Genomic DNA, 23,698 nt, shown 5'->3' with positions numbered 1-23,698 from the left:
CGACTTGTACTTCACCGATCGCGGCATCGAGGAGCTGGAGAAGCGGCGCGGCGAGGAGGAGGTCACCTTCGAGTGGCTCGCCGAGCAGCTGCGCACGTTCGTCGACCTGAACCCGGACTTCGAGGTCCCGGTGGAGCGCCTGGCCACCTGGCTGGCCCGCCTGGACGACGAGGACGACGAGGACGAGTGACCCCGCCGGGGCCTGCGGCACACGAACGCGCCGCAGGCCCCCGCAGCGACGAAGGGGCCCGACCGGTGGAGACATCCACCGGTCGGGCCCCTTCGTCTTCGTCGTTGCGGTCCCCGGCCGACGATGGCGCGAAATGCACCGTCTGCGCTGAGCGGGCGGCGGGCGGCGGGCGGCTCGGCCAGTCTTGACTTCCCCCGACCGCGATATATCGTGTTCTGCAGAAGACGCGATATGTTGCGTGCGCCGAGGAGGACGCCATGGCAGAGCAGAAGACGTGGTCGGTGGGGGAACCGCAGAAGCTCGGCTTCGAAGGGCCCGTGGGCGAGCTCCGGCTGCGGCTCGTCGGCGGAACCGTCAACGTCGTCGCCGACGAGGGGCCGGCCCGCTTGGAGGTGGCCGAGGTCGACGGGCCGCCGCTGCACGTCGTCCAGGAGGGCGACACCCTCACCGTCTCCTATGAGGACCTGCCCTGGAACGGCTCCCAGGGCCTGCGCAAGTGGTTCGAGTCCAAGCCCTGGAAGGCCTGGTCCGGCTCCGCGTCCGGCCGCAAGGTCTGGGAGCGCAGCGCCACCGTCACCCTCACCGTTCCGGCGTCCGCCCGCGTCCAGGTGGCCGCGGTCAGCGCCGCCTGCGTGGTCTCCGGCATCTCCGGCGGCACCGACGTCAACCTCGTCTCCGGCGACGCCACCCTGGTCCGCCTCTCCGGCACGGTCGGGGCCCGCACCGTCTCCGGCGGCGTCGAGGCCCAGTCCGTCACCGGCGAGCTCGGCTTCCACTCGGTCTCCGGCGGCCTGACCGTGGTCGACGGCGCGGACCTGACCGTACGGGCCGACTCGGTCAGCGGCGACATGCTCATCGACCTCGACGCCGACCCGGAGGCCCCCCGCCCCGTCGACATCGCGCTGAACTCCGTCTCCGGCCAGGTCGCGATCCGCCTGCCGCACCCGGCCGACGCCCGCGTCGAGGCCAACACCGCCAGCGGCGGCGTCTCCAACGCCTTCGAGGACCTCCACGTCTCCGGGCAGCTGACCGCCAAGCGCATCACCGGCACCCTCGGCGCGGGCACCGGCACCCTGCGCGCCACCACCGTCTCCGGTTCCATCGCCCTGCTGCGGCGCCCGCCGGCCGATGCGCCGGCCGCTCCGCTCACGCTCGACAAGAAGGTGCTGTGACATGCCGCCCGTCTTCGCCCACGGCCGACTCCGCCTGTACCTCCTCAAGCTCCTGGACGAAGCCCCGCGCCACGGCTACGAGGTGATCCGCCTGCTGGAGGAGCGCTTCCAGGGCCTGTACGCGCCCAGCGCCGGCACGGTGTACCCGCGGCTGGCCAAGCTGGAGGCCGAGGGCCTGGTCACGCACGCCACCGAAGGCGGGCGCAAGGTGTACTCCATCACCGACGCCGGCCGCGCCGAGCTGGCCGACCGCGGCGGTGAACTCGCCGACCTGGAGCTGGAGATCCGCGACTCGGTCTCCGAACTCGCCGCCGAGATCCGCGACGACGTACGCGGCGCGGCCGGGGCGCTGCGGCGCGAGATGCAGGCCGCGGCCTCCGCGTCGGCGACCCACGTCGAGGACGAGTCCTGGACGGCGGCCAAGGAGGAGCTGCGCCGGGCCCGGCAGGAGTGGAAGGAGCAGGCGCGGCGGGCGAAGGACGAGAGCCGCCGGGCCCGGGAGGAGGCGCAGGCGGCCCGCCGCCAGGCCAAGGAGGCGCAGGAGCGGGCCCGCGAGGAGGTCATGCGGATCGCGGCCCAACTCCAGGAGCAGTTCGCCAAGTCCGGCGGCATGCTGGGCAACCTGGCGGGCAGCTGGCTGAGCGGCGGCCCCGCCGCCCCGGGCTCCCAGGCCACCGGCTCGGCGGCCACCGGCTCCGGCAGGGACACGCCCGCGCCGGACTCACGCTGGGCGGAGGGCTTCGCCTCCACCGGGGATCCGGCCCGGGACCTGGACCGGCTCCTGGACCGCTTCCGGGACGACGTCCGCGATGCGGCCCGCGACCACGGCGTCACCGCGGCCCAGCTGGCCGAGGCCCGCGCCCACTTGGCCGCGGCCGCGGACCGCATCACGTCCCTGCTGACCCCGCCCCGCTGAGCCCCGGCCGGTTCGGCTGACGTACGGGACCCGGGCTCGGCCCGCCGAGCCCGGGGAAGGCGCCCGCGGCGCCCGCTCGGCCGAACGCTCCGGTGGACACGGTCGGCGGGCGGGCGCGACGATGGAAGTCCATGGTCTTGCTGCGCGCAGATTCCTACCTCGACCCCCTGCCAGGCGATTGCGAGGTGTGGAGCATGAGGCTGCGATGCGCCTTGGCCGCCGCGGTCCTGCCGCTACCCCTGCTGTCCGTGGGAATGTCCGAGCCCGCGGCTGCCGCCGCCACGCACACCGTGCACGTCACGGGCAAGCTGTTCGTCACGAACGGTTCCGGCATCGGCAAGACCGGGGACTCCAGAGATGCGCCCTTTGCGCGGGACGTCTCCCTCAGCCACACGAGCCCGGAAACCACCGTCACCGTGAGCCAGTGTTCAGGTGGAGAGGCCCGGGGCGTCCTGACCGTCCACCTACGGCTCCTCGGCGCCGAATCGGTCACCGCGACACCCGCACTGCAGCTGTTCGAAGGTTCGAGCTGCAACTCCGACGACCTCGACGGCCAGCAGCGGGGCACCGCAGGAGGCGTCAGCCCCGGCAAGTCCCTGGCCTGGTCCCTGAGAGCCACGAACAGCGAGTTCCTCTCGGCCGACTTCACCTCGGTGTCCGTCACCGTGAAGCAGGACGCGATCTCCGCCCAGAAGCCGGCCGAACCCCAGAAGCCGGCCGAACCCCAGAAGCCGGCCGAGCCGCCCGAGCCGGCCCGACCCCCGAAGCCGGCCGAGCCCACGGGGGTCACCGTCACCAGAACCCCCGGCGACCTGCGGTCCGTTCTCATCACGTGGTCCCACAGCGACCCCGCCGCGGTGGCGTTCGACATCCGTCACCTCAATACCGACACGGTGCGGCCCCTGCAGCCGTCGACACAGTCCTTCACCTGGCACAACCTCGATCCTTCGACCAAGCAGTGCTTCCAGGTGCGGGCGTACAACAACAACGGCTCGTCGGCATGGGCGCCGGCCGGCCCGGGTTCTTGCGCCGACTGACGCCTGGGGCCTGTAAAATCCAGCCCGCGCGGCCGGACCGGCCGTCAGGCCGGCGGGGCGGGAACGGCCTCCAGGCCGGGGGCTGCTAGACCGTCAGGACGACCTTGCCGAAGAGGTCGCCCGACTCCAGCTTTTCGAAGCCCTCCCGGGCCCGGTCCAGCGGCAGGACCTCATCGATGACCGGCCGCACCCCGGTAGCCGCACAGAAGGACAGCAGGTCCTCCAGCTCGTCCTTGGACCCCATCGTGGAACCGACGACCTTGAGCTCCAGGAAGAAGATCCGGGTCAGCTCGGCGTGCGCCGGCCGGTCCCCACTCGTGGCACCCGAGATGACCAGCGTGCCGCCCGGCCGCAGCGACTTCACCGAGTGCGACCACGTGGCCGCACCGACGGTCTCGATCACCGCGTCCACCCGCTGCGGCAGCCGCGCCCCCGGCTCGAAGGCCTCCACCGCGCCCAGCTCCACCGCCCGCTTGCGCTTGGCCTCGTCCCGGCTGGTGGCGAAGACCCGCAGGCCGGCCGCCTTGCCGAGGACGATGGCCGCGGTCGCGACACCGCCGCCCGCGCCCTGGACCAGGACCGAGTCCCCGGGCCGCACGCCCGCGTTGGTGAACAGCATCCGGTACGCCGTCAGCCACGCGGTCGGCAGGCACGCGGCCTCCTCGAACGACAGCTCGGCGGGCTTGCGCAGCACGTTCCAGGCAGGCACCGTCACCTGCTCGGCGAACGTGCCCTGGTAGCGCTCGGTCAGGATCGAGCGCGGCTCGTCGGGGCCGACGCCGTGGCCGCTCTGGCCGATCACGGAGTGCAGGACGACCTCGTTGCCGTCCTGGTCGATGCCGGCCGCGTCGCAGCCGAGGATCATCGGGAGTTTGTCCTCGCCGAGGCCCACTCCGCGCAGCGACCAGAGGTCGTGGTGGTTGAGGGAGGCGGCCTTGACGTTCACGGTCACCCAGCCGGGGCGGGCCACGGGGGCCGGGCGCTCGCCCAGCTCGAGGCCGCTCAGCGGCTGGTCACGGTCGATTCGGGCGGCGTAGGCAGCGAACATGCGGCGAACCTACCCCCCGGTAGGTGGCGGGGGCCAGAGCTGCCGCCACCTTCCGGGTGAGGCCTTCGTCGCACGGCCCGCCCCCGAAACGAACCCCTCCCGCGGGAACCGGCCGGGGGTCCGGACGCGTCCGGGATGGGCCGACGCGATCAAGAACGGAACTGTCCGTCATCCACCCAACTACGGTCTGTACGTGCAGTCTTGCGCCTTCGCGACACGGAAGCGGAACGTCAAGATCAGGCCTCGCAGGGCGGTAATATTCAGGCCGTGCAGCCCAGGTTCATCATGGACCTGTCATCCAGCTGCACGTCAGCGGCGCAGGTGCGCCGGCCCGCCGTCGGCGCCCTGCGCGCCGCCCGGACGGGCCCGCCCTCCCCCCACGCGCCGCTGCGGTGCGACCCCTCCCGGTTCGGGGGCGGGGAGGGTGCGCCCTGCAGAGGGGACCACAACGCGAAGGGGCCCGGCCGGAATCATCCGGCCGGGCCCCTTCGCGTACAGCAGGTACAGCAGGCGGACCGATCAGCCCAGGCGGGCCACGCCGTCGGCCTTGGCGGCGGCGGCGACCGCGGAGGCGACGGCCTCGGCGACGCGCTCGTCGAACGGCGACGGGATCACGTAGTCGGCGGCGAGCTCGTCACCGACGACACCGGCGATGGCGTCGGCGGCGGCGATCTTCATGCCCTCGGTGATCCGGCTGGCGCGGACCTTCAGGGCGCCCGCGAAGATGCCCGGGAAGGCCAGCACGTTGTTGATCTGGTTCGGGAAGTCCGAGCGGCCCGTGGCCACGACGGCCGCGTACTTGTGCGCGACGTCGGGGTGGACCTCCGGGTTCGGGTTGGCCATGGCGAAGACGAAGGAGTCCTTCGCCATCGAGGCCACCGCCTCCTCCGGCACGGTGCCGCCGGAGACGCCGATGAACACGTCCGCACCGGCCAGCGCCGTCTCCAGCGAGCCGGTGAGGCCGGTCTTGTTGGTCAGGCCCGCGATCTCCGCCTTGACGTCCGTCAGGTCGGAGCGGTCCGCCGAGACGACGCCCTTGCGGTCGGTGACGCACACGTCGCCGATGCCCGCGTCCACGAGGATCTTGGCGATGGCGATGCCCGCCGCGCCGGCGCCCGAGATCACGGCGCGCAGGTCGCCGAGCGTGCGCCCGGTGAGCTTCGCGGCGTTGCGCAGGGCGGCCAGCGTCACGATGGCCGTGCCGTGCTGGTCGTCGTGGAAGATCGGGATGTCGAGGGCCTCCTGCAGGCGGCGCTCGATCTCGAAGCAGCGCGGCGCGGAGATGTCCTCCAGGTTCACGCCGCCGAAGGACGGGGCGAGGCGGACGACGGTCTCGACGATCTCGTCCGTGTCCTTGGTGGCGAGCGCGATCGGGACCGCGTCCACGCCGCCGAACTGCTTGAAGAGAATGGCCTTGCCCTCCATCACGGGGAGGGAGGCCTCGGGTCCGATGTCACCGAGTCCGAGCACGGCCGTGCCGTCGGTGACGACGGCGACCACGTTGGACTTCCAGGTGTACTCGTTGACCAGCTCGGGCTGCTCCGCGATCGCGGTGCAGACCTTCGCCACGCCGGGCGTGTAGGCGAGGGACAGGTCGTCCTTGTTCTGGACCGGCACGGTGGCCTCGATGGCCATCTTGCCGCCCCGGTGCAGCGCGAACACCGCGTCCGGGTTGTTGTCCGTAACGCTGTCGCTGCGAGGATTGACGATCTCCGCTGCCACTGTTCTTGACCCCTTAAGTCTTTGAATCGTTGAGGGTGGCCACTCCTGGTTAAGGGGTGGGCGGGCACCGCGTCCGTACTCCGCATCGACGGTTGGCCCGTCTCCGCGAAGGGGAGGTTCGTACGCGCGGGGCGCGCCGCACGCGCGCCCTGAGCCCCGGATGAGGGGTGTAAGGATCCGTTGTACCCGAAGAACACTCACCCAGACGAGTCGATTCCGGCTGGACTGGAGGTCTCTTGTCCGGATTTCGGCGAAAGGTCCAAACAGCTCTGTCCAGCAGGCGAGACGCACCGCAAATAGTCCGTCAAAAGGGCCAGGTCACAGGGGTTTCTTCGGTCCGTGAACGATCTGTCCGCAGGGGTGTAGGGCACACCGGGACACCCGTTATCCGATTTTGACCTGACGAACTGCCTGAATGCGTCAGTCCGAATGGCAAGATGCCGTAATCACACGAGGTCGCGACACTCGAAGGTGCGTGCCCGACCCTCTCTCGCTTGTTTTTCCCAGTCAGTCGGAGGAACCTGCTCATGACCGCAAGCACCACCCGTCGTACGACCGCCGCCCGGTCCCGGATCGCCGCGGTCGGCGCGATCGCGGTCGCCGGCGCCCTGATCCTCACCGGCTGCGGTGACCAGACGGAGAAGGGCTCCAGCACCCCGTCGACGGGCGCCAAGGCCGACAGCTCGGCTCCGCTCTTCTCGAAGCTCCCGAAGAAGATCCAGGACGCCGGCGTGATCAAGGTCGGCACGGACTCCGCGTACGCCCCGATGGAGTTCGTCGAGAACGGCAAGATCGTCGGTGTCGACCCCGACATCGCCGAGGCGCTGGGCAAGCAGCTCGGTGTGAAGTTCCAGTTCACCGCCGGCACCTTCGACGGCCTGATCACCTCGATCTACACCGGCCGCGAGGACGCGATCATGTCCTCCATCACGGACAACAAGAAGCGCCAGGAGGGCCTGGACGACAAGGGCCAGAAGATCGGCAAGGGCGTCGACTTCGTCGACTACTTCTCCTCCGGCCTCTCGCTCCTCGTGAAGAAGGGCAACCCCGAGGGCATCAAGTCCATGGACGACCTCTGCGGCAAGACCGTGGCCGTCCAGCGCGGCACGATCTACGAGGACACCTTCAAGGCCCAGGCCGAGAAGTGCGGCGACAAGAAGCTCACCATCCAGGCCTTCGACACCGACGCCGAGGCGCAGACCCGCGTCAAGGCCGGCGGCGCCGTCGCCGACCTGAACGACTACCCGGTCGCCGCCTACACGGTGAAGACCTCTGGCGGCGGCAACGACTTCGAGATCGCGGGCCAGCAGAGCGACGTCGGCCTCTTCGGCATCGGCGTGAGCAAGGACAACACCCAGCTCCGCGACGCGCTGAAGGAAGCCCTCGACGCCGCGATCAAGGACGGCTCCTACGCCAAGGCCCTGGAGAAGTGGAACGTGCAGGACAGCGCCGTCAAGTCCGCCACGATCAACGCCGGCCAGTAAGACCCGCGCTCCACGCTCCACTGAAGGGCAGTCATTGTGACTGACAAGATCGACAAGGGTCCGGCCGCCGCTCCGGCCGGACCCGGCCCCTCGGGCACCCCGTACGAGGCCATCAAGGCCATCCCGGTGCGGCACTACGGCCGCTGGGTCAGCGGCGTCGTGGTCGTCGCGCTGCTGGCCTGGCTGGTGTACGCCTTCGCCAACGGCAACATCATCTGGAAGACGGTCGGCGACAAGCTGTTCGACCCGGCGGTCCTCAGCGGCCTCGGCAACACCGTCATCATCAGCGTCTCGTCCATGGCGCTGGGCCTCGCGCTCGGCATCCTCTTCGCCGTGATGCGCCTGTCGAAGAACCCGGTGACGAACTCCGTCGCCTGGCTCTACATCTGGTTCTTCCGCGGCACCCCGGTGTACGTGCAGCTGCTGGTGTGGTTCAACCTGTCGCTGATCTTCCAGTACATCAACCTCGGTCCGATCTACAAGAACGAGACCGTCGACGTCATGACCCCGTTCATGGTGGCCCTGCTGGGCCTCGGCCTGAACGAGGGCGCCTACATGGCGGAGATCGTCCGCGCGGGCATCCAGTCCGTCGAGGAGGGCCAGACCGAGGCCTCGCACGCGCTCGGCATGACCCAGACGCAGACCATGCGCCGCGTGGTGCTGCCGCAGGCGATGCGCGTGATCATCCCGCCGACGGGCAACGAGTTCATCAACATGCTGAAGACCTCCTCCCTGGTCTCGGCGGTGCAATACACAGAACTCCTGCGGTCCACGTCGAACATCGGCAACACCGCCGGTGCCATCATGGAGATGCTGTTCGTGGCCTCCATCTGGTACCTGGCCCTGACCAGCGTGTTCAGCGTCGGCCAGTACTACCTGGAGCGCCGCTACGCCCGCGGATCGCTTCGTAGCCTGCCGCCCACGCCGTTCCAGCGCCTCAAGGCCAACCTGAACATGTTCCGCCGTACGGAGGTCGCGCGATGACCGCCCAGCCGATGGTCAAGGCAGAAGGCGTCCACAAGTCCTACGGCGCCGCCCACATCCTCCGGGGCATCGACCTCGAGGTCGCCCCGCGCGAGGTCTTCTGCCTGGTCGGCCCGTCCGGCTCCGGCAAGTCGACGTTCCTGCGGTGCATCAACCACCTGGAGCGCATCAACGCCGGCCGCCTGTCGGTGGACGGCCACCTGGTGGGTTACCGCCAGAAGGGCGACAAGCTCTACGAGCTGAAGGACAGCGAGGTCGCGGCCCAGCGCCGGGACATCGGCATGGTCTTCCAGCGCTTCAACCTCTTCCCGCACATGACGGCCATCGAGAACGTCATGGAAGCCCCGGTGATGGTCAAGCGGGAGTCCAAGGCGGTGGCGCGCGAGCGTGCGATCAAGCTGCTCGACCGGGTCGGCCTCGGCGAGAAGGGCGGGAACTACCCCTCCCAGCTCTCCGGCGGCCAGCAGCAGCGCGTGGCGATCGCCCGCGCGCTGGCCATGGAGCCGAAGCTGATGCTCTTCGACGAGCCCACCTCGGCGCTCGACCCCGAGCTCGTCGGTGACGTCCTCGACGTCATGCGGGACCTGGCCGAGTCGGGCATGACCATGGTCGTGGTCACGCACGAGATGGGCTTCGCCCGCGAGGTCGGCGACAACCTCGTCTTCATGGACGGCGGCGTCGTGGTCGAGTCCGGCAACCCGCGCGACGTCCTGGGCAACCCGCAGCACGAGCGCACGAAGGCGTTCCTGTCCAAGGTGCTCTGAGCGCTCCCGCGCCCGCTCCTGCAGTACGGCGTCAGGGGCGGTACGGATCCCGATCGGGTCCCGTACCGCCCCTGACGATTTTTTTCGATTCTCACTTTCCTACAAAGGTCCTACTTCAGGCCGAGGACCAGCGCGTCGGAGGGCGAGCTCCACACCGTGCGGGCCTCGGCGAAGCCCGCCCCGAGCAGCGTGCGGACGTGCCAGGCCGCGTCGGGGGTGTCGCCGTCGGCGTGCTCGCCGTAGATCTCGTAGCGGCGCCTGGTCGGCTCGGCGAGGACCGGGTCGGCCGCCGCGAGGGCCCACCATTCGGCCCAGTCGAGCGCACCGTCCTCGCGGGCCCGGTCCATGGCGGCGTGCCGGTGGGCGTGCTCGGCGGCGTTGATCCGCGGGGTCGCAGGGTCGGGCATGTGGTCGGCGTTCATGAAGACACCGCCCTCGCGCAGCAGCGGGGCGAGCTGCCCGTAGAGGACGGCGAGCTGCGGGCTGTGCAGCCAGTGCAGGGCGGTGGCCGTCAGCACGGCGTCGTACGGGGCGCTGGGCAGCGCCGCGGTCCAGTCGGGGTCCTTGAGGTCGGCGGTGACGAAGGTGACGCGGTCGTCGCCGGCGAAGTGGCCGCGGGCGATGGTGAGCAGCGCCGGGTCCAGGTCCACGCCGGTACTCGTGGCGTTCGGGAACCGCTTGAGGACGCGGTCCGTAATACTTCCCGTACCGCACGCCAGATCGAGCACCCGGGGGGTGGGTCCGACCAGTGCCTCCAGCATGTCCAGCATCACCCGGAACCGCTCCTCGCGGTCGGGCATGTACCACTCCTGCTGCCGGTCCCAGCTGTCCTGCCAGGCCTGCCAGTCGGTCGTCGTGACGTCAGCCATCGCGAACCCCTCCGCGCGTAATACCCTCGAATACGTATCAGCCGTTACCCGAGACACTAATCGGCACTCGTAAGGACTACAAGTGGAACTGGCCCATTACTCGGACTACGCCGTGCGCCTGGTCAACACCGAGGAGCCGGCCCGCAACAAGGACGCGCTCACCTCGGTCGAGGCCGTGCGCGCACTCTTCGGCGCCAGCACGCAGATGGCGCGCCGGGTCACCGAGACCGACGTGACGCGCTTCCGCAACGTCCGCGGCCGCCTGCGCGCCGTCTTCGAGGCCGCCGACGGCGGCGACCACGTCCTCGCGGTCGACCTGCTGAACTCGCTGCTCATGGAGTTCCCCGTCAGCCCCCAGGTCTCCGGCCACGAGTACCTCGACGACGAGGGCCGCCCCGACTGGCACATCCACCTCGCCGACCACCCCTCGAACGCCTCCGCCGGGTACGCGGCCATCGCCTCCTTCGGGCTGGCGTTCCACCTCACGGCGCACGGCCCCGACCGGCTCGGCCTGTGCCAGGCGCCGCCCTGCCGCAACGCCTACCTCGACACCTCCACCAACCGCTCCCGGCGCTACTGCTCCGACCGCTGCGCCACCCGGGCGAACGTCGCCGCCTACCGGGCCCGCAAGCGGCTGGAGGCCGAGGCGTCCGCCCACAGCGGCCGCAGCGCCGACACCGCCCAGGACAGCCGCGCCCTCAGCGAGCTCTGATCCGCCCCGCGCGGCCGGAAGCGCAGCACGGCCGTCGCCAGGACCAGCTCCTCGGGCACCGTCCCGTAGTCGGTGCTGTCCCCGGACTCGTTGTACGGGTTGTCCCCGAGCACCCACCAGCCGCCCGGCCGCCGCTCCACCGCCCGCTTGACCACCAGCAGGTCCTGCTGGAAGGGGTGGCGCAGCACCACCACGTCACCCGGACGGACCACAGCCCCGTACCGGACCACCAGCCGGTCGCCGTGCAGCAGCGTCGGCACCATCGAGGGCCCCGCCACCTCCAGCACCTCGAACCGCGGACGCCTCTGCTCCGCCATGGCCGACCTCCTCGCGCGCTCGCACCTCACAGGCATGCTGCCGCACACTCCCGTACGTTCGCTCACCGGTCCCGGCTCGACCCTGGACTTTTGTCCTAAGCCCATGGGGCCGCTCGCGAAATACGCCTTCCCACCGAGTAATCTCGCCCTTGAGAAGACGATCACGAGGAGGACAACTCCATGCTTTCCCGCCTCTTCGCCCCCAAGGCGAAGGTCTCCGCCCACTGCGATCTGCCGTGCGGCGTGTACGACCCTGCCCAGGCCCGCATCGAGGCCGAGTCCGTCAAGGCCGTCCAGGAGAAGTACCAGGCCAACGAGGACGCCGACTTCCGCGCCCGCGCCATCACCATCAAGGAGCAGCGCGCCGAGCTCGCCAAGCACCACGTCTCGGTGCTGTGGAGCGACTACTTCAAGCCGCCGCACTTCGAGAAGTACCCGCAGCTGCACACCCTGGTCAACGACACCCTGAAGGCCCTGTCGGCCGCCAAGGCGTCCAACGACCCGGCGACCGGCCAGAAGGCCCTCGACCTCATCGCCGAGATCGACCGCATCTTCTGGGAGACCAAGGCCGCCTGATCCGGCGCGCCCCTCGGTTCTCCTGCTCTGCCACCCGGAGCACACCGTTCAACGGCCCGGCCGCCCAACGCGGCCGGGCCGTTGTGTGCTCCCCGCCCCGGGACTCAGCGGCCGGCGCCCTCGGGCCAGAGGATCCGGACGGGGACGCCGGTGCGCTCGGCGTAGGCGACCACGTCGGCCGTGCCGCCGTAGCCCCAGGCCGGCTTCCCGTCCCAGACGGCCCACAGCTCGTCGACCAGACCGACGAGGATCTCGCTGCCCGCCATGTGCGCCGCCGAGTCGGAGGCGCCCATACCGGTGCGGTGCACCTCGGAGGCTCGGCTCATCAGCTCGTCGTACACCGGCCAGTGCTGCTCGGGCAGGCTCTCGCGGTACTGCTCCGCGGGGAGCACCACCTCCAGACGGCCGCCGTGGGCGAGGACGTACTGCGCGAACCAGGCGTCGGGACCGTCCGCGATGCAGGAGACGCCCACGAGGTCGGCGCCGTCGTGCGGGCTCACTGCGGCTTCGAGGAGCTCGCGCACCTTCCGTTCCACCTCGTCGCTCAGTCCACGGTGACCGGTGATCCCTACGCGCATCGCGCTCCTCCCCTACAGGCAGATGCCGTGCAGCCGTTCGTCGAAGTCCCGGACCACCTTCGGAGGCGATCCGGTTCGGTACGAGCGCCGGACCGCGCGGGCCCGGTCGACGATCCTGCCGGAACGGTACTGGAGCCCGGTCTCCAGTGCGCGGGAAGCGAACGCGAACGCCGCCTCCACCCTTCCGGCCGCAAGGTGGCCCGCTGCGATGTCGAGCACCAGGAGGGCGCGCTGCTTGGCGTGACCGGTGGCGAGGGCGTCGGTGTCCGCCTCCAGCACCCAGGACGGCAGCCCGAGCCGGGCCCCGCACGTGACCCGGGCCGCCGCCACCTTGTTCTCGTCGAAGGCGAACACCCAGGGCCACGGCGGGGGATCCTCCGCGGCCAGCCCCTGCGCCAGGGTCCGGCTCGTCGTCAGCGCCCCGTCGGCGGACCGCTCGTCACCGGCCGCAGCATGGGCCAGGGCCTCGACCGACCACAGCCATGCATCCGCCACCAGTCTTGGTCTTCGACCGCTCACCGCACGGCCTCCTACCCGCTACGCGCATATCGCCATGCGCGTGCCGCATCGGAGACGGTTCCACGACGGCGCCCGCCGTTGACTGGTCACAGCCACCCGCGGCGAAGACGCTTCGGGTCGCCGACCCGCTGACGACGGTAGGGAGCCGCCTTGTCCGCCAAGACCACGGCCCAGTGGTACGCGTGCTGTCTCGACGACCCCGCGGACGCCCACGCCGAGTGGCAGGACCACGGCGTCGCCGTGCTGCCGCTCGGGGTCCGCTTCGAGGCCGTGCGCATCCCCGACGCCTTCGCCCACGCGGCCACCGACAGCACCGCGCACGACGTCGTGGACATCGCCCTGGCCCTCGGCCTGGAGGGCCCCGTCATCCACGACGCGCGGGGCCGGAACTACTACGCGCTCGTGGAGCCGGGGACCTCGGGCCGCTGGAGTGCCCGGAGCCCGTTGGAGTGCCTCGGGCACGGCACGCACCTCGGGGTGCCGGACCTCGGCCACTACAGGCCCGTCCCGCACCGGCCCCTCTACTGGGCCGCGACGCCCGGGCCGGGGGCGTACTTCTGCCGCACCGCCGCCGTCCGGCTGCTCGCCCGCGTCGGCGCGGCACGCCTGGCCGAGGCCGCCCCGGACGTGCGGGTCCGGGGGTGACGGGCATGGCGAACGGGCCGGACGGCCCCGAGGTCGAGGTGTCCGCGGCGCACCCCGGCGGGATCTGCAGCCGAGCGCACGTGCCGTGCGGCGGGTGCGGGTTGCCCGCGCCCATCGCGGTCAGGTACGGCGGCCCCATGGCCGACTGCCGGCTCTGCTGCTACGCCTGGGCCGTACGTCACGACCCGAGCCGGTGCTGGCAGCCCAGCGGCGGCTACGAGCCGCTCACGGCCGCCGTGGTCGAGCGGCTGGCGCCGGTCCTCCTCGCCGCCCGTGCCCGGCTCGACGGCATCCTCGGTGGCCTGTGCGGCTACGAGGCGGTCAGCAGGGGGCTTTCGTGGTGGTGGAGCCAGGCCCTGTACGGGGGTGTGCGCAGGGCCGCCTCGCGGTAGGCGGCGCGGAGGTCCTCGTAGACCTCGGGGTGTTCGCCGGGGCGGGTCGCGAGCAGCAGCCGTACGGCCAGGGGGTCGCCGGACAGGGGTCGGATGGCCATGTCGTCGCGCGGCCCGGACGTGGGCTGGCAGGGGGCGACGGCCTCGCCGGAGACGATCAGCGAGGCGGCGGTGTGGTAGTCGGCGTGCAGGACGGGCGGGTCGACGCCGGCCAAGGCGAAGACGCGCCGCAGGCCGTCCCATTCGCCGTCGACGGAGGGGTCCACGGTCCACCGGTCGGCGGCGAGGTCCTGTAACGCGACCACCGGCCGCCGGGCCGCCGGGTGGTCCAGGCACATCGACACGAACTGCGGCTCCCGCTCCACCAGCACCCGTACCTCCAGCCCCTGCGGAACCCGCAGCGGGCTGCCCTCCACCTCGTGGACGAACGCCACGTCCAGCTGCCCCGAAGCCACCATCCGCAGCAGGGCGTTGGCGGAGACGTCCACCATCAGGGAGGTCTCCGTCTCCGGCCACCGGCGGTGCAGCCGGCGCAGCCACCCCGGCAGGGCGCGGCTGGCGGTGGAGCCGAGCCGCAGCCGCGGCCCGCGGGCCATCGCCCGGGCCTCGGTGACGAGGGCGGCCATGCCGTCGAGCAGGGGCCGGGCCCGGCCGAGGACGGTGCGCCCGAAGGGGGTGGGCCGGCACCCGGTGCGCTCGCGCAGGAAGAGCTCGCCGTCCAGGGCCCGTTCGATGCGGCGCAGCTGCGTCGTCAGGGAGGGCTGGCTCACGCCGAGCTGCCGGGCGGCCTTGTGCAGGCTGCCGGCGTCGGCGATGGCGCACAGCGCGCGCAGGTGCCTCACCTCGAGCTCCATGTCCCGAGGGTAGGGCGGGCGCGTTCGATTTCACCAGCCACTGACACCCCGTGGATTCCCGCCATTCTCATGGACGTCGGTCTACCGAAACCCGCCGATAGGACGGCGTTATCGGTGGCTGACATCATCCGCCGGCCCGTCGGGCTCCCGCAGACTCCGGTACCGAACCACCACCCCCCGCACCGGAGTTGAGTAGGAGCCCCCACATGCGCCACTCCCGCCACACCTCCCGCAAGACCATGCTGGCCGTCGCCGTGGGCCTCGGCGTGGCCACCGCCCTCGGCGCCGGCGTCCCCACCGCCGGCGCCGCGACCGCCCCGGCCGCCGACAGCGCGCAGAGCTACGCCGCGTACGAGCGCTCGCAGGAGAACCAGGACGCCAACCGCGCCTTCTTCGAGGCCGTGCAGCGCTCGGTCGCCGAGCAGCGCGCCGCGAACCCGGGCATCCAGGTGGTGACCGTCACCTACAACACGCGCAACGCGCCGAGCTTCCGCACCCAGATAGCCCGCTCCACGCAGATATGGAACAGCTCGGTGACGAACGTGAAGCTCCAGGAGGTGTCCTCCGGCGGCAGCTTCTCCTACCGCGAGGGCAACGACTCGCGCGGCTCGTACGCGAGCACGGACGGGCACGGCCGCGGCTACATCTTCCTGGACTACCAGCAGAACCAGCAGTACAACTCCACCCGCGTGACCGCGCACGAGACCGGGCACGTGCTGGGTCTGCCCGACCACTACTCCGGTCCGTGCTCCGAGCTGATGTCGGGCGGCGGTCCGGGCACCTCCTGCACGAACGCCTACCCGAACAGCACCGAGCGCTCCCGCGTGAACCAGCTGTGGGCCAACGGGCTCGTCGCCTCGGGGATGGACAGCAAGGGATAGGGCCCGCCCGCCACGGGCAGGCCCGCCGCCGGGTCCGGCTGCTACGGCAGCCGGCCCGCCCCCGGTACGTACTCCGGGCACTCCGGGTTCCTGCAGGGACCGGGGACCCACTCCGGAACGAAGATCCCCAGCGCCTTGCGCCGCCTGACGACCGTGTCGACGGCGCGACCGCAGACCGGGCACGTGCGCTGCTCGTGCCCGGCCTGCGGGGCGACCGTCTCGTGCACCCGCGTATGGCGCTGATCGGACTGTCGCTGTTCACCGGCCATACCTCCACGGTAGGCCGGTTCCGCGCGTTCGGCGGGTTTCAGCGCTTGACGGCGTACGAGGTGATGATCTGGCCGCCGCCCAGGGCGGTGCAGCCGGTCAGCTCCAGCTCGCGCACCCCGAAGCCGGCCCGGGACATCGGCATGCCGGTCCCTGCGATGACCGGGTAGGTCTTGACGACGTACTCGTCGATCTCCTCGTGCAGCTGGGCCGCGAGGTCCGCGCCGCCGCACAGCCAGATGTCCAGGCCGTCCTGCGCCTTCAGCTCGCGGACGGCGGCGGCGACGTCCCCGCCGAGCAGCTGCACCTGCGGGTCGAGGGACTCGGTGAGGGAGCGCGAGACGACGTACTGCTCGCGCATGTGGCCGTAGGGGCTGGTCATGCCCACCTTGAGGCCGGGCTCGTAGGTGCGCCGCCCCATGAGCACCGTGTCGAACCGCTTCGACGGCACGTCCTCGATACCGAGCTGGGTCCGGCCCAGCGCGGAGATCGTCTCCGGGTACTCGGCCACCAGGTGGGCCACGAACTCCTGGTCCACGCAGGGGTACATGAACTCCGCATCGCCGTCCGGGTCACCGATGAAGCCGTCGACCGTGGTGGCGACGAAGTACGTGAGCTTGCGCAAGCGAGATCTCTTCCGTCAGACAGTGCCGCCGCTCCGGGGCACGCCAGTTAAAGTACTTCAGCTGTAGTGGTTACGCAAGGGGTACGGTCGGCGGCTGCGGCTTGCGCCACATCGGCCACATCAGCGGCCCCTCCGGCAGCTGCACCGCCTCGCCCGTGAACTCCCAGCCGAGCCGCTCGTACAGCCGCATGCTGCGCTCGCTGCTCGCCTCCAGGTACGCCGGCACGCCGTCGCGGTCGCAGCGCTCCAGCACCGGCCGCATCAGCGCGGTGCCCAGCCCCTCGCCCTGCCGGCCCGGGGCGACCGCGATCATCAGCAGGTACTCGTGCTCCTCGGCCGTCGGGTGCACCGCCCCGGTCAGCCGGCCCACCAGCTCGCACCGCTCGTTGTCCGGGTCGGCCACGGCGCGCATCCGGGCCGGCGTCTCGTCCTCACCCTCCGGCTCACCCGCCGGGACCCGCAGCCACAGCGCGGCCGCCGAGCCGTCCGCCGCGTAGTCGATCCGGCCCTCGGCCAGCGCCACGTCCACGAAGACGCCGAGGAACCTGCCGTGCACAGCGGCCCGGTGCTCCGGGTCCGGGAAGACCCAGCTGCTCACCGGGTCCTCGCGGAAGGCCTCGTCCAGCAGTTGCGCGACGGCGTCCCGGTCGGCCTGGTCGGCCCGGCGTATGTCCAGCACCACGATCCACATCCTTCACTGAAGTCTCAATGGCCGTGGCAGATCCTAGAGTTGGCGCCGAAACCGGGAAAAGCCCTGTTCCGGCACCATGCGGTGCCGGAACAGGGCTTGCGCACCGCCCTCGGCACGCTACGGGCTCACCGCGTGCGCCGCGTGACGAACTCCGCCAGCGCCAGCAGCCCGCCCGCCGCGCCGAGGTCCGGCACGGCCCGGGACAGCTGCTGCACCGCCCGGCCCATCCGGTCCGCGGCATGGGCCTGCGCCCAGTCCCGCCCGCCGGCCCGGTCCACCGCGTCGGCCGCCCGCCGTACGTCCTCCCCCGTCATGGGTCCGGCGTACAGCGCGGCGAGCTCCTCGCCGGCCGCGGTGCCCGAGGTGAGCGCGGCCACGACGGGCAGGGACTTCTTGCGGGCGAGCAGATCGGCCCCGGCGGGCTTGCCGGTGTGCCCCGGGTCGCCCCAGATGCCGATCAGGTCGTCGATCAGCTGGAAGGCGAGGCCCGCCTCGCGGCCGAAGGCGTCCATGGCGTCGACCTCCTCCGGCCCGGCGCCCGCGGAGAGCGCACCGAGCGCGCAGGCGCAGCCCAGCAGGGCCCCGGTCTTGGCCGTGGCCATGGCCAGGCACTCGTCGAGGGAGACGTGCCGGCGCTGTTCGAAGGCGCAGTCGGCCTGCTGACCCGCGCACAGCTCGACCATGCAGGCGGCGAGCCGGGCCGAGGCCGCCGCCGAGGCGGGGTGCGGGTCCTGCGCGAGGAGTTTCAGGGCGAGCGCCATCACGGCGTCGCCCGTGATCACCGCGTCCGGGATCCCGAACACCGTCCAGGCCGTGGCCCGGCCGCGCCGGGTGACGTCCTTGTCGATCACGTCGTCGTGCAGCAGCGTGTAGTTGTGCGCGAGCTCCACGGCCACCGCCGCCCGCACCGCGGCGCCGCCGACCGCGGCGTCCTCTCCTGCGAGGGCCCGGGCGGCGGCCAGCACCAGGGCGGGCCGGATGGCCTTGCCCGCCGGGGCCGCGGCGGGCGTGCCGTCCGCGTGCTCCCAGCCGAAGTGGTACATCGCCACGCGCCGCATCCCGCCGGGCAGGCTCCCGACCGTGCGGCGCAGCTCCGGGTCGACCGTTCTCCTCGTCCGTTCCAGCAGGGCGGCGGCCTCGGCCTCCTGCCCCTCGCCGGTCGCGATCGCCTCAGTGGCGCCCATGGCGTGCCCCCATCCCCGGTGCTCGCTCGGCCGGCCGGTCAGCGCCGGCGGGCGATCTCGACGTTCTCCAGGATGCCGAGCGCGTCCGGCACCAGCACCGCGGCGGAGAAGTAGGCCGTGACCAGGTAGGAGATGATGGCCTGCTCGCTGATGCCCATGAACCGCACCGACATGCTCGGCTCGATCTCGTCCGGGATGCCCGGCTGGTGCAGGCCGATCACGCCCGACTCCTCCTCGCCGGTGCGCATGCAGAGGATGGACGTCGTCCGGGCGTCGCTGATCGGGATCTTGTTGCACGGGAAGATCGGCACCCCGCGCCACGCCTGGACCGTGCGGCCGCCGACCTCGACCGGGTCCGGGTACACCCCGCGCTTGTTGCACTCGCGGCCGAAGGCGGCGATGGCCTCGGGGTGCGCGAGGAACAGCTTGGACCCGCGGCGCATGCTGAGCAGCTGGTCCATGTCGTCGGGGGTGGGACCGCCGTCGTGCGGCTGGATGCGCTGGTCGTACTCCGCGTTGTGGAGCAGGCCGAACTCGGGGTTGTTGACCATCTCGTGCTCCTGGCGCTCGCGCAGCGCCTCGACCGTGAGCCGCAGCTGCTGCTCGGTCTGGTTCATCGGATGGTTGTAGAGGTCGGCGACGCGGGTGTGCACGCGCAGGACGGTCTGGGCGATGGAGAGCTCGTACTCGCGCGGCCTGGCCTCGTAGTCGACGAAGGTGCCGGGCAGGACGGGCTCGCCCTGGTGGCCGGCGGAGAGGTCGATCGCGGCCTCGCCGTGGGCGTTGGTGCGCCGGTCGGGCAGGGAGCGTAGGGACTCCACGTGCCGGCGCAGCGAGTCGGCGCGGTCGGCGAGCAGCCGGAAGTCCTCGCGGGTCAGGACGAGGGCGGTGCCGGAGGTGACGGCGCGGGCGGTGTACTCCCAGATGGCGTCGTCGTCCACGAGGGAGTCCTCGCCGAAGTAGGCGCCGTCGGCGACCGTGCGCAGGACGGCGTCCTCGCCGTAGGGGCCGGGGCCGATCTGTTCGATGCGGCCGTGGGCGAGCAGGAACACCTGGTCGGAGGCGCTGCCGAAGGAGGTCAGTTCCCGGCCGGGCTCGAAGTCGACCTGGCGGCACCGCCGGGCGAGCTCAGTGAGCACGTCGAGGTCCTCGTAGGTGCGCAGCAGCGGCAGCTCGCCGAGCTCGGCGGGGATCACCTGGACCCGGTTCCCGGTCTTGACGAACTCCACGCGTCCGTCGCCGACGGTGTAGCTGAGCCGGCGGTTGACCCGGTAGGTGCCGCCCTGCACGGGCACCCACGGGAGCGTCTTCAGGAGCCACCGGTCGGAGATCTCCTGCATCTGCGGTACGGACTTGGTCGTGGTTGCCAAGTTCCGCGCGGCCGAAGTCGCAAGACTCCGCTGGGGGGTCTGGACCTCGGATTCGGAACCTGCCTGGACCGACATGCGCTTCCCTTTCGATCACTCCATGGATCAGCGGCAGAAGCCTTTCAGCACCGAACGTGGTGGGACCATTACACAAAAGGGTGGGACTAGTCCGCCCGGGGCTGGGCATCCTTTGGGGTTCAGCCCCCGCTGCGCAGCCCCCGATCATTAATTTGCATCGCAAAGTCAACTTTCATACGGTGACGGCCATGCGGCTGACCCGATTCACCGACCTGGCCCTGCGCATCCTGATGCGCCTGGCCGTGGCGGAGGAGGACCTCCCCACCACGCGCGACGTGGCGGCGACGATGGAGGTCCCGTACACCCACACCGCCAAGGTGGTGGCCCGGCTCCAGCACCTCGGCCTGGTCGAGGCGCGCCGCGGCCGCGGCGGAGGGCTCTCGCTGACCGCCGCCGGGCGGGCTGCGTCCGTGGGCGGGGTCGTCCGCGAACTGGAGGGTGCGGGCGACGTCGTGGACTGCGAGGGCACCACGCCCTGCCCGCTGCGCGGCGCCTGCATCCTGCGGGGTGCGCTGCGCCGAGCCCAGGAGGCCTTCTTCGCCGCGCTCGACCCGCTGACGGTCTCCGACCTGGTCGCCACGCCCACCGGGCCGCTGCTGCTGGGCATTTCGGGAAGCGCTGCGGCCGGACGGGCCGAAAGTCCCTGACGGTCGGGCCGGTTGGCCGATTCGCACCGCCCGCCGGGCCGCCTAGGCTGATCACACCCCAAAACTTGCATCTTAGATACCAGAAAACGCACACCGCACCGCCCCCGTTCACGCAAGGAGTCACCGATGCTGTCCGAGAAGTCGACCGAGACCGTCCGCGCCACCCTTCCCGCCGTGGGCGCGGCCGTCGGCGACATCGCGGAGCTCTTCTACACGAAGCTCTTCGCGGCCCACCCGGAGCTGCTGCGCGACCTGTTCAACCGCGGCAACCAGAACGCCGGCCTGCAGAAGCAGGCCCTCGCCGGCTCCATCGCCGCGTTCGCCACCCACCTCGTCGCCCACCCCGACACCCGGCCCGACGTCATGCTGAACCGCATCGCGCACAAGCACGCCTCCCTCGGCGTCACCCGCGGGCAGTACGAGGTCGTTCACCGCCACCTCTTCGCGGCGATCGCCGAGGTCCTCGGCGAGGCCGTCACCCCCGACGTCGCCGCGGCCTGGGACGAGGTCTACTGGCTGATGGCGAACGCCCTCATCGCCATCGAGGAGCGGCTCTACGCCGAGCAGCAGGTCCTCGCCGGCGACGTCTGGCGCCCGTGGACGGTCACCGCCCGGGTGGAGGAGACCGCGGACTGCACCACCTTCCACCTCGCCCCCGCCGACGGCGCCCCCGCGCCCGGCTTCGCCCCCGGCCAGTACGTCTCGGTGCAGGTGGAACTGCCCGACGGCGCCCGGCAGATCCGCCAGTACAGCCTGTCCTGCGCGCCCGGCTCGCCGGTCCGCACCATCACCGTCAAGCGGATCCACGGCCCGGCCGCCGCCGGCCCCGACGGGGAGGTCTCGAACCACCTGCACGCCGAGGTCGCGGTGGGCGACACCCTGCGCGTCTCCGCTCCGTACGGCGACCTGGTCCTGCGCGGCGGCGCGGCGCCGGTCCTGCTCGCCTCGGCCGGCATCGGCTGCACCCCGATGCTGTCGATGCTGGAGCACCTCGCCGAGACCGCACACCCGTCCCCGGTCACCGTCCTGCACGCCGACCGCTCCCCCGCCGACCACGCGCTGCGCGCCGACCACCGGGCCCTGACGCACAAGCTGGCCGACGGCACGGCCCGGTTCTGGTACGAGGCCGACGCCGAACCCGGCGACGGCGAGGGCCTGATGGACCTGGCGGACGTCGCGGTGGCCCCGGGCACCCGGGCGTACCTGTGCGGCCCGCTCCCCTTCATGCGGGCGGTGCGCGCGCAGCTGCTGGCGAAGGGCGTGCCGGCCGCGGACATCCACTACGAGGTGTTCGGCCCGGACCTGTGGCTGGCCTCCGCGTAAGGGCTCGCAAGGACTGCGGCCCGTGGGGCGGGCGGGCCGGCCGGGACTGCTGTCCGGATCGGCTCGCTCGCCGTACGAACGCCCTGGCCTCGGAAGGAACTCCTCCACTACACCGGAGAGCGATGAGGCGGACACGCAAGGTGGCCGCCGCGCATCCGGAGAGGAGGCGGCCATGGCCGCTCCCATGTCCGCGGACCGGTTCCTCGGCGCCCTGCGGCGCGAGGGACTGACCGTCGTCGAGGTCGGCGCCTGGCGCACCCACAACCGCAACCACAAGGGCCCCTGGGGCCCCGTGCACGGGGTGATGATCCACCACACCGTCACCCACGGCACCTCGTACACCGTCCAGCTCTGCCGCAACGGCGACGAGGAGCTGCCGGGCCCGCTCTGCCACGGCGTGATCACCAAGGACGGCCGGGTCCACCTGGTCGGCTACGGCCGGGCCAACCACGCCGGCGCGGGTGACTCCGACGTCCTGGCGGCGGTGATCGCGGAGAAGCGCCTCCCGCCGGACCACCGCGCGAACACCGACGGCAACCGCCACTTCTACGGCTTCGAGTGCGAGAACCTCGGCGACGGCGAGGACCCCTGGCCGGCGGTCCAGCTCGACGCGATGGCCCGGGCCGCGGCCGCGGTGTGCCGGGTGCACGGCTGGACCGAGCGCTCGGTGATCGGCCACCTCGAATGGCAGCCGGGGAAGATCGACCCGGCGGGCTTCACGATGGACTCCTTCCGCGCCCGGGTGGGCGAGCGCCTGAAGTAGCGTCCTTCGCGGGGAGACGTCGGCGGGACACCGACCATGGAGGGCGCCGACAATGGACCGGTGAACCGCCCCGTGAACCCCGAGCCGCTCCTGCGCCCGCGCCCGCCCTCCCCCGTACAGGAGGTCCGCGACGAGCGGTTCGAGCGCCGCGGCGTACGGCTGCTGCTCAAGCGGGACGACCTCGTCCATCCGGAGCTGCCGGGCAACAAGTGGCGCAAGCTCGCGCCGAACCTGCGGGCCGCGGTGGCCGCCGGGCAGCGGGAGCTGGCCACCTTCGGCGGGGCGTACTCCAACCACCTGCGGGCCACCGCCGCCGCGGGGCGGCTGCTCGGGCTCGGCACCGTCGGCATCGTGCGCGGGCACGAGCTCGCCGGGCAGCCGCTCAACGACTCGCTCGCGCGGTGCGCGGCGGACGGGATGCGGCTGCACTTCGTGACGCGCGGCGACTACCGGCGCAAGGGCGAGCCCGAGGTGCTCGACCGGCTGCTCGCCGCGGCCGGCGCCAGCGGGGCGTACGTGGTCCCCGAGGGCGGCAGCAACCCGCTCGCCGTGCGGGGGTGCGCGGAGCTGGGGCGCGAGCTGCGGGGCGGCTCGGACACGGTCGCGGTGGCCTGCGGCACCGGCGGGACCCTGGCCGGCCTGGCCGCCGGCCTCGGGCCCGGGCAGCGGGCGCTCGGGGTGCCGGTGCTGGCGGGCGGGTTCCTGGGGGCGGAGATACGTTCCCTCCAGGAGCGGGCCTTCGGGGGACCGGCCGGGGAGTGGGCCCTGGCCGAGGGCTTCGACCACGGGGGCTACGCCCGTGTCCCGGCCGCCCTGGAGGCCTTCGCCGCCGACTTCGAGGCCCGGCACGGGGTCCCGGTCGAGCGCATCTACGTGGCGAAACTCCTGTGGGCCTTGGCGGCCCTGGCCGACCGCGGCGCCTTCCCCCGCGGCACCGCCGTCACGGCGGTCATCACGGGCCGCCCTTGACCGCTGCGCGGAGCCGTTCCCCCACCCCGCCCCTTCCCGAAACGCCTCAAACGCCGGCGAGGCTGATTCAGCCCGCGCGGCGTTTGAGCGCATCATCGCCGAGACCTCGGCCAGGTCCAGGCGG

The 23,698-nt window shown here is 71.9% G+C and carries 28 protein-coding genes; 16 read left to right on the top strand and 12 right to left on the bottom strand.

Annotated features, from left to right (window positions below; genetic code table 11):
* Positions 1-4: 4 nt before the first annotated feature.
* The 4 genes from ABZ924_RS10595 (at position 5) to ABZ924_RS10580 (ending at position 3,315) form a co-directional block, all read left to right on the top strand.
* Positions 5-190 (top strand): DUF6104 family protein, encoded by a 186-nt coding sequence (locus tag ABZ924_RS10595; RefSeq protein ID WP_010061466.1) that lies wholly within the window; start codon positions 5-7, stop codon positions 188-190.
* A gap of 257 nt (positions 191-447) precedes the next feature.
* Complete coding sequence (locus ABZ924_RS10590; RefSeq protein ID WP_361906707.1) at positions 448-1,362, top strand: hypothetical protein; 915 nt, start codon at positions 448-450, stop codon at positions 1,360-1,362.
* 1 nt (position 1,363) lies between these two features.
* Complete coding sequence (locus ABZ924_RS10585) at positions 1,364-2,278, top strand: helix-turn-helix transcriptional regulator (protein WP_361906705.1); 915 nt, start codon at positions 1,364-1,366, stop codon at positions 2,276-2,278.
* Positions 2,279-2,472: 194 nt separating this feature from the next.
* Positions 2,473-3,315, top strand: coding sequence for a fibronectin type III domain-containing protein (locus ABZ924_RS10580; RefSeq protein WP_361906703.1), 843 nt, complete (start codon positions 2,473-2,475; stop codon positions 3,313-3,315).
* An 85-nt stretch (positions 3,316-3,400) separates the two neighbouring features.
* Here ABZ924_RS10580 and ABZ924_RS10575 read toward each other — a convergent pair whose 3' ends face one another.
* Complete coding sequence (locus tag ABZ924_RS10575) at positions 3,401-4,363, bottom strand: zinc-binding dehydrogenase (RefSeq protein WP_361906701.1); 963 nt, start codon at positions 4,361-4,363, stop codon at positions 3,401-3,403.
* Positions 4,364-4,882: 519 nt separating this feature from the next.
* Positions 4,883-6,085 (bottom strand): NADP-dependent malic enzyme, encoded by a 1,203-nt coding sequence (locus tag ABZ924_RS10570; RefSeq protein ID WP_361906699.1) that lies wholly within the window; start codon positions 6,083-6,085, stop codon positions 4,883-4,885.
* A gap of 527 nt (positions 6,086-6,612) precedes the next feature.
* Between ABZ924_RS10570 and ABZ924_RS10565 the strand changes: the two genes are divergently transcribed.
* From ABZ924_RS10565 to ABZ924_RS10555, 3 genes are read left to right on the top strand one after another with little or no spacing between them, the layout of a single operon-like run.
* Positions 6,613-7,569: an ABC transporter substrate-binding protein gene (locus ABZ924_RS10565; RefSeq protein ID WP_361906697.1), complete on the top strand. Its 957-nt coding sequence runs from the start codon at positions 6,613-6,615 to the stop codon at positions 7,567-7,569.
* A gap of 36 nt (positions 7,570-7,605) precedes the next feature.
* On the top strand, positions 7,606-8,553 hold the full coding sequence (locus tag ABZ924_RS10560) for an amino acid ABC transporter permease (protein ID WP_361906695.1): 948 nt from the start codon (positions 7,606-7,608) through the stop codon (positions 8,551-8,553).
* Positions 8,550-9,317, top strand: coding sequence for an amino acid ABC transporter ATP-binding protein (locus tag ABZ924_RS10555; RefSeq protein WP_361906693.1), 768 nt, complete (start codon positions 8,550-8,552; stop codon positions 9,315-9,317). The genes ABZ924_RS10560 and ABZ924_RS10555 overlap by 4 nt, the downstream gene beginning before the upstream one ends.
* Before the next feature lie 110 nt (positions 9,318-9,427).
* Here ABZ924_RS10555 and ABZ924_RS10550 read toward each other — a convergent pair whose 3' ends face one another.
* A complete protein-coding gene (locus ABZ924_RS10550) occupies positions 9,428-10,186 on the bottom strand; it encodes a class I SAM-dependent methyltransferase (protein ID WP_361906691.1) in 759 nt (252 codons plus the stop codon).
* Between the two features lie 82 nt (positions 10,187-10,268).
* On the opposite strand from ABZ924_RS10550, the gene ABZ924_RS10545 reads away from it, so the two are divergent.
* Positions 10,269-10,898 (top strand): CGNR zinc finger domain-containing protein, encoded by a 630-nt coding sequence (locus ABZ924_RS10545; protein WP_361906689.1) that lies wholly within the window; start codon positions 10,269-10,271, stop codon positions 10,896-10,898.
* On the opposite strand, the gene sodX is transcribed toward ABZ924_RS10545, so the two are convergent.
* Positions 10,802-11,215 carry a nickel-type superoxide dismutase maturation protease gene (gene sodX / locus ABZ924_RS10540; RefSeq protein ID WP_361906687.1) on the bottom strand — a complete coding sequence of 138 codons (414 nt, stop codon included), beginning with the start codon at positions 11,213-11,215 and terminating at the stop codon, positions 10,802-10,804. The two genes, ABZ924_RS10545 and sodX, sit on opposite strands and share 97 nt — an antisense overlap.
* A 180-nt stretch (positions 11,216-11,395) precedes the next feature.
* Between sodX and sodN the strand changes: the two genes are divergently transcribed.
* A complete protein-coding gene (sodN, locus tag ABZ924_RS10535; RefSeq protein WP_048475438.1) occupies positions 11,396-11,791 on the top strand; it encodes a superoxide dismutase, Ni in 396 nt (131 codons plus the stop codon).
* 104 nt (positions 11,792-11,895) lie between these two features.
* Here the strand turns inward: sodN and ABZ924_RS10530 are convergent, their stop codons facing one another.
* Positions 11,896-12,369 (bottom strand): hypothetical protein, encoded by a 474-nt coding sequence (locus ABZ924_RS10530; protein ID WP_361906685.1) that lies wholly within the window; start codon positions 12,367-12,369, stop codon positions 11,896-11,898.
* A 12-nt stretch (positions 12,370-12,381) separates the two neighbouring features.
* Positions 12,382-12,864, bottom strand: a complete 483-nt coding sequence (locus tag ABZ924_RS10525; RefSeq protein ID WP_361906683.1) for a hypothetical protein — start codon at positions 12,862-12,864, stop codon at positions 12,382-12,384.
* A 174-nt stretch (positions 12,865-13,038) separates the two neighbouring features.
* Between ABZ924_RS10525 and ABZ924_RS10520 the strand changes: the two genes are divergently transcribed.
* Positions 13,039-13,533 carry a hypothetical protein gene (locus ABZ924_RS10520; RefSeq protein ID WP_361906682.1) on the top strand — a complete coding sequence of 165 codons (495 nt, stop codon included), beginning with the start codon at positions 13,039-13,041 and terminating at the stop codon, positions 13,531-13,533.
* Positions 13,534-13,538: 5 nt separating this feature from the next.
* Entirely contained in the window at positions 13,539-13,925 is a 387-nt protein-coding gene (locus ABZ924_RS10515) for a hypothetical protein (protein WP_361906680.1), read from the top strand.
* Here ABZ924_RS10515 and ABZ924_RS10510 read toward each other — a convergent pair.
* On the bottom strand, positions 13,844-14,779 hold the full coding sequence (locus ABZ924_RS10510; RefSeq protein WP_361906678.1) for a LysR family transcriptional regulator: 936 nt from the start codon (positions 14,777-14,779) through the stop codon (positions 13,844-13,846). The genes ABZ924_RS10515 and ABZ924_RS10510 overlap by 82 nt on opposite strands.
* Positions 14,780-14,985: 206 nt before the next feature.
* Between ABZ924_RS10510 and snpA the strand changes: the two genes are divergently transcribed.
* On the top strand, positions 14,986-15,660 hold the full coding sequence (gene snpA, locus ABZ924_RS10505) for a snapalysin (RefSeq protein WP_361906676.1): 675 nt from the start codon (positions 14,986-14,988) through the stop codon (positions 15,658-15,660).
* Between the two features lie 41 nt (positions 15,661-15,701).
* Here the strand turns inward: snpA and ABZ924_RS10500 are convergent, their stop codons facing one another.
* From ABZ924_RS10500 to ABZ924_RS10480, 5 genes are all read right to left on the bottom strand, one after another.
* Positions 15,702-15,929: a hypothetical protein gene (locus ABZ924_RS10500; protein ID WP_361906674.1), complete on the bottom strand. Its 228-nt coding sequence runs from the start codon at positions 15,927-15,929 to the stop codon at positions 15,702-15,704.
* Between the two features lie 38 nt (positions 15,930-15,967).
* Positions 15,968-16,552 carry a dihydrofolate reductase family protein gene (locus ABZ924_RS10495; protein WP_361906672.1) on the bottom strand — a complete coding sequence of 195 codons (585 nt, stop codon included), beginning with the start codon at positions 16,550-16,552 and terminating at the stop codon, positions 15,968-15,970.
* Between the two features lie 70 nt (positions 16,553-16,622).
* Positions 16,623-17,234 (bottom strand): GNAT family N-acetyltransferase, encoded by a 612-nt coding sequence (locus tag ABZ924_RS10490; protein WP_361906670.1) that lies wholly within the window; start codon positions 17,232-17,234, stop codon positions 16,623-16,625.
* A gap of 134 nt (positions 17,235-17,368) precedes the next feature.
* A complete protein-coding gene (locus ABZ924_RS10485; RefSeq protein ID WP_361906668.1) occupies positions 17,369-18,427 on the bottom strand; it encodes a family 2 encapsulin nanocompartment cargo protein polyprenyl transferase in 1,059 nt (352 codons plus the stop codon).
* A 38-nt stretch (positions 18,428-18,465) separates the two neighbouring features.
* Complete coding sequence (locus ABZ924_RS10480; protein WP_361906666.1) at positions 18,466-19,872, bottom strand: family 2B encapsulin nanocompartment shell protein; 1,407 nt, start codon at positions 19,870-19,872, stop codon at positions 18,466-18,468.
* 188 nt (positions 19,873-20,060) lie between these two features.
* On the opposite strand from ABZ924_RS10480, the gene ABZ924_RS10475 reads away from it, so the two are divergent.
* From ABZ924_RS10475 to ABZ924_RS10460, 4 genes are all read left to right on the top strand, one after another.
* Positions 20,061-20,519, top strand: a complete 459-nt coding sequence (locus tag ABZ924_RS10475) for an Rrf2 family transcriptional regulator (RefSeq protein WP_361906664.1) — start codon at positions 20,061-20,063, stop codon at positions 20,517-20,519.
* Between the two features lie 126 nt (positions 20,520-20,645).
* Positions 20,646-21,842: a globin domain-containing protein gene (locus tag ABZ924_RS10470; protein ID WP_361906662.1), complete on the top strand. Its 1,197-nt coding sequence runs from the start codon at positions 20,646-20,648 to the stop codon at positions 21,840-21,842.
* Positions 21,843-22,014: 172 nt separating this feature from the next.
* Positions 22,015-22,605: an N-acetylmuramoyl-L-alanine amidase gene (locus ABZ924_RS10465; RefSeq protein WP_361906660.1), complete on the top strand. Its 591-nt coding sequence runs from the start codon at positions 22,015-22,017 to the stop codon at positions 22,603-22,605.
* A 36-nt stretch (positions 22,606-22,641) separates the two neighbouring features.
* Entirely contained in the window at positions 22,642-23,574 is a 933-nt protein-coding gene (locus tag ABZ924_RS10460) for a pyridoxal-phosphate dependent enzyme (protein ID WP_361906658.1), read from the top strand.
* Positions 23,575-23,698: the final 124 nt, after the last annotated feature.

The organism is Streptomyces sp. NPDC046876 (assembly GCF_040645035.1).
In the GTDB taxonomy this organism is placed as follows: Bacteria; Actinomycetota; Actinomycetes; order Streptomycetales; family Streptomycetaceae; genus Streptomyces.
This window is presented reverse-complemented; position numbering and strand designations above follow the sequence as displayed.

Coding starts and splice junctions, on each gene's coding strand:
- ABZ924_RS10590 (WP_361906707.1), top strand. CDS start 448: ATGGCAGAGCAGAAGACGTGGTCGGTGGGGGAACCGCAGAAGCTCGGC.
- ABZ924_RS10585 (WP_361906705.1), top strand. CDS start 1,364: ATGCCGCCCGTCTTCGCCCACGGCCGACTCCGCCTGTACCTCCTCAAG.
- ABZ924_RS10580 (WP_361906703.1), top strand. CDS start 2,473: ATGAGGCTGCGATGCGCCTTGGCCGCCGCGGTCCTGCCGCTACCCCTG.
- ABZ924_RS10575 (WP_361906701.1), bottom strand. CDS start 4,363: ATGTTCGCTGCCTACGCCGCCCGAATCGACCGTGACCAGCCGCTGAGC.
- ABZ924_RS10565 (WP_361906697.1), top strand. CDS start 6,613: ATGACCGCAAGCACCACCCGTCGTACGACCGCCGCCCGGTCCCGGATC.
- ABZ924_RS10555 (WP_361906693.1), top strand. CDS start 8,550: ATGACCGCCCAGCCGATGGTCAAGGCAGAAGGCGTCCACAAGTCCTAC.
- ABZ924_RS10550 (WP_361906691.1), bottom strand. CDS start 10,186: ATGGCTGACGTCACGACGACCGACTGGCAGGCCTGGCAGGACAGCTGG.
- sodX (WP_361906687.1), bottom strand. CDS start 11,215: ATGGCGGAGCAGAGGCGTCCGCGGTTCGAGGTGCTGGAGGTGGCGGGG.
- sodN (WP_048475438.1), top strand. CDS start 11,396: ATGCTTTCCCGCCTCTTCGCCCCCAAGGCGAAGGTCTCCGCCCACTGC.
- ABZ924_RS10530 (WP_361906685.1), bottom strand. CDS start 12,369: ATGCGCGTAGGGATCACCGGTCACCGTGGACTGAGCGACGAGGTGGAA.
- ABZ924_RS10515 (WP_361906680.1), top strand. CDS start 13,539: ATGGCGAACGGGCCGGACGGCCCCGAGGTCGAGGTGTCCGCGGCGCAC.
- ABZ924_RS10510 (WP_361906678.1), bottom strand. CDS start 14,779: ATGGAGCTCGAGGTGAGGCACCTGCGCGCGCTGTGCGCCATCGCCGAC.
- snpA (WP_361906676.1), top strand. CDS start 14,986: ATGCGCCACTCCCGCCACACCTCCCGCAAGACCATGCTGGCCGTCGCC.
- ABZ924_RS10500 (WP_361906674.1), bottom strand. CDS start 15,929: ATGGCCGGTGAACAGCGACAGTCCGATCAGCGCCATACGCGGGTGCAC.
- ABZ924_RS10485 (WP_361906668.1), bottom strand. CDS start 18,427: ATGGGCGCCACTGAGGCGATCGCGACCGGCGAGGGGCAGGAGGCCGAG.
- ABZ924_RS10480 (WP_361906666.1), bottom strand. CDS start 19,872: ATGTCGGTCCAGGCAGGTTCCGAATCCGAGGTCCAGACCCCCCAGCGG.
- ABZ924_RS10475 (WP_361906664.1), top strand. CDS start 20,061: ATGCGGCTGACCCGATTCACCGACCTGGCCCTGCGCATCCTGATGCGC.
- ABZ924_RS10470 (WP_361906662.1), top strand. CDS start 20,646: ATGCTGTCCGAGAAGTCGACCGAGACCGTCCGCGCCACCCTTCCCGCC.
- ABZ924_RS10465 (WP_361906660.1), top strand. CDS start 22,015: ATGGCCGCTCCCATGTCCGCGGACCGGTTCCTCGGCGCCCTGCGGCGC.
- ABZ924_RS10460 (WP_361906658.1), top strand. CDS start 22,642: ATGGAGGGCGCCGACAATGGACCGGTGAACCGCCCCGTGAACCCCGAG.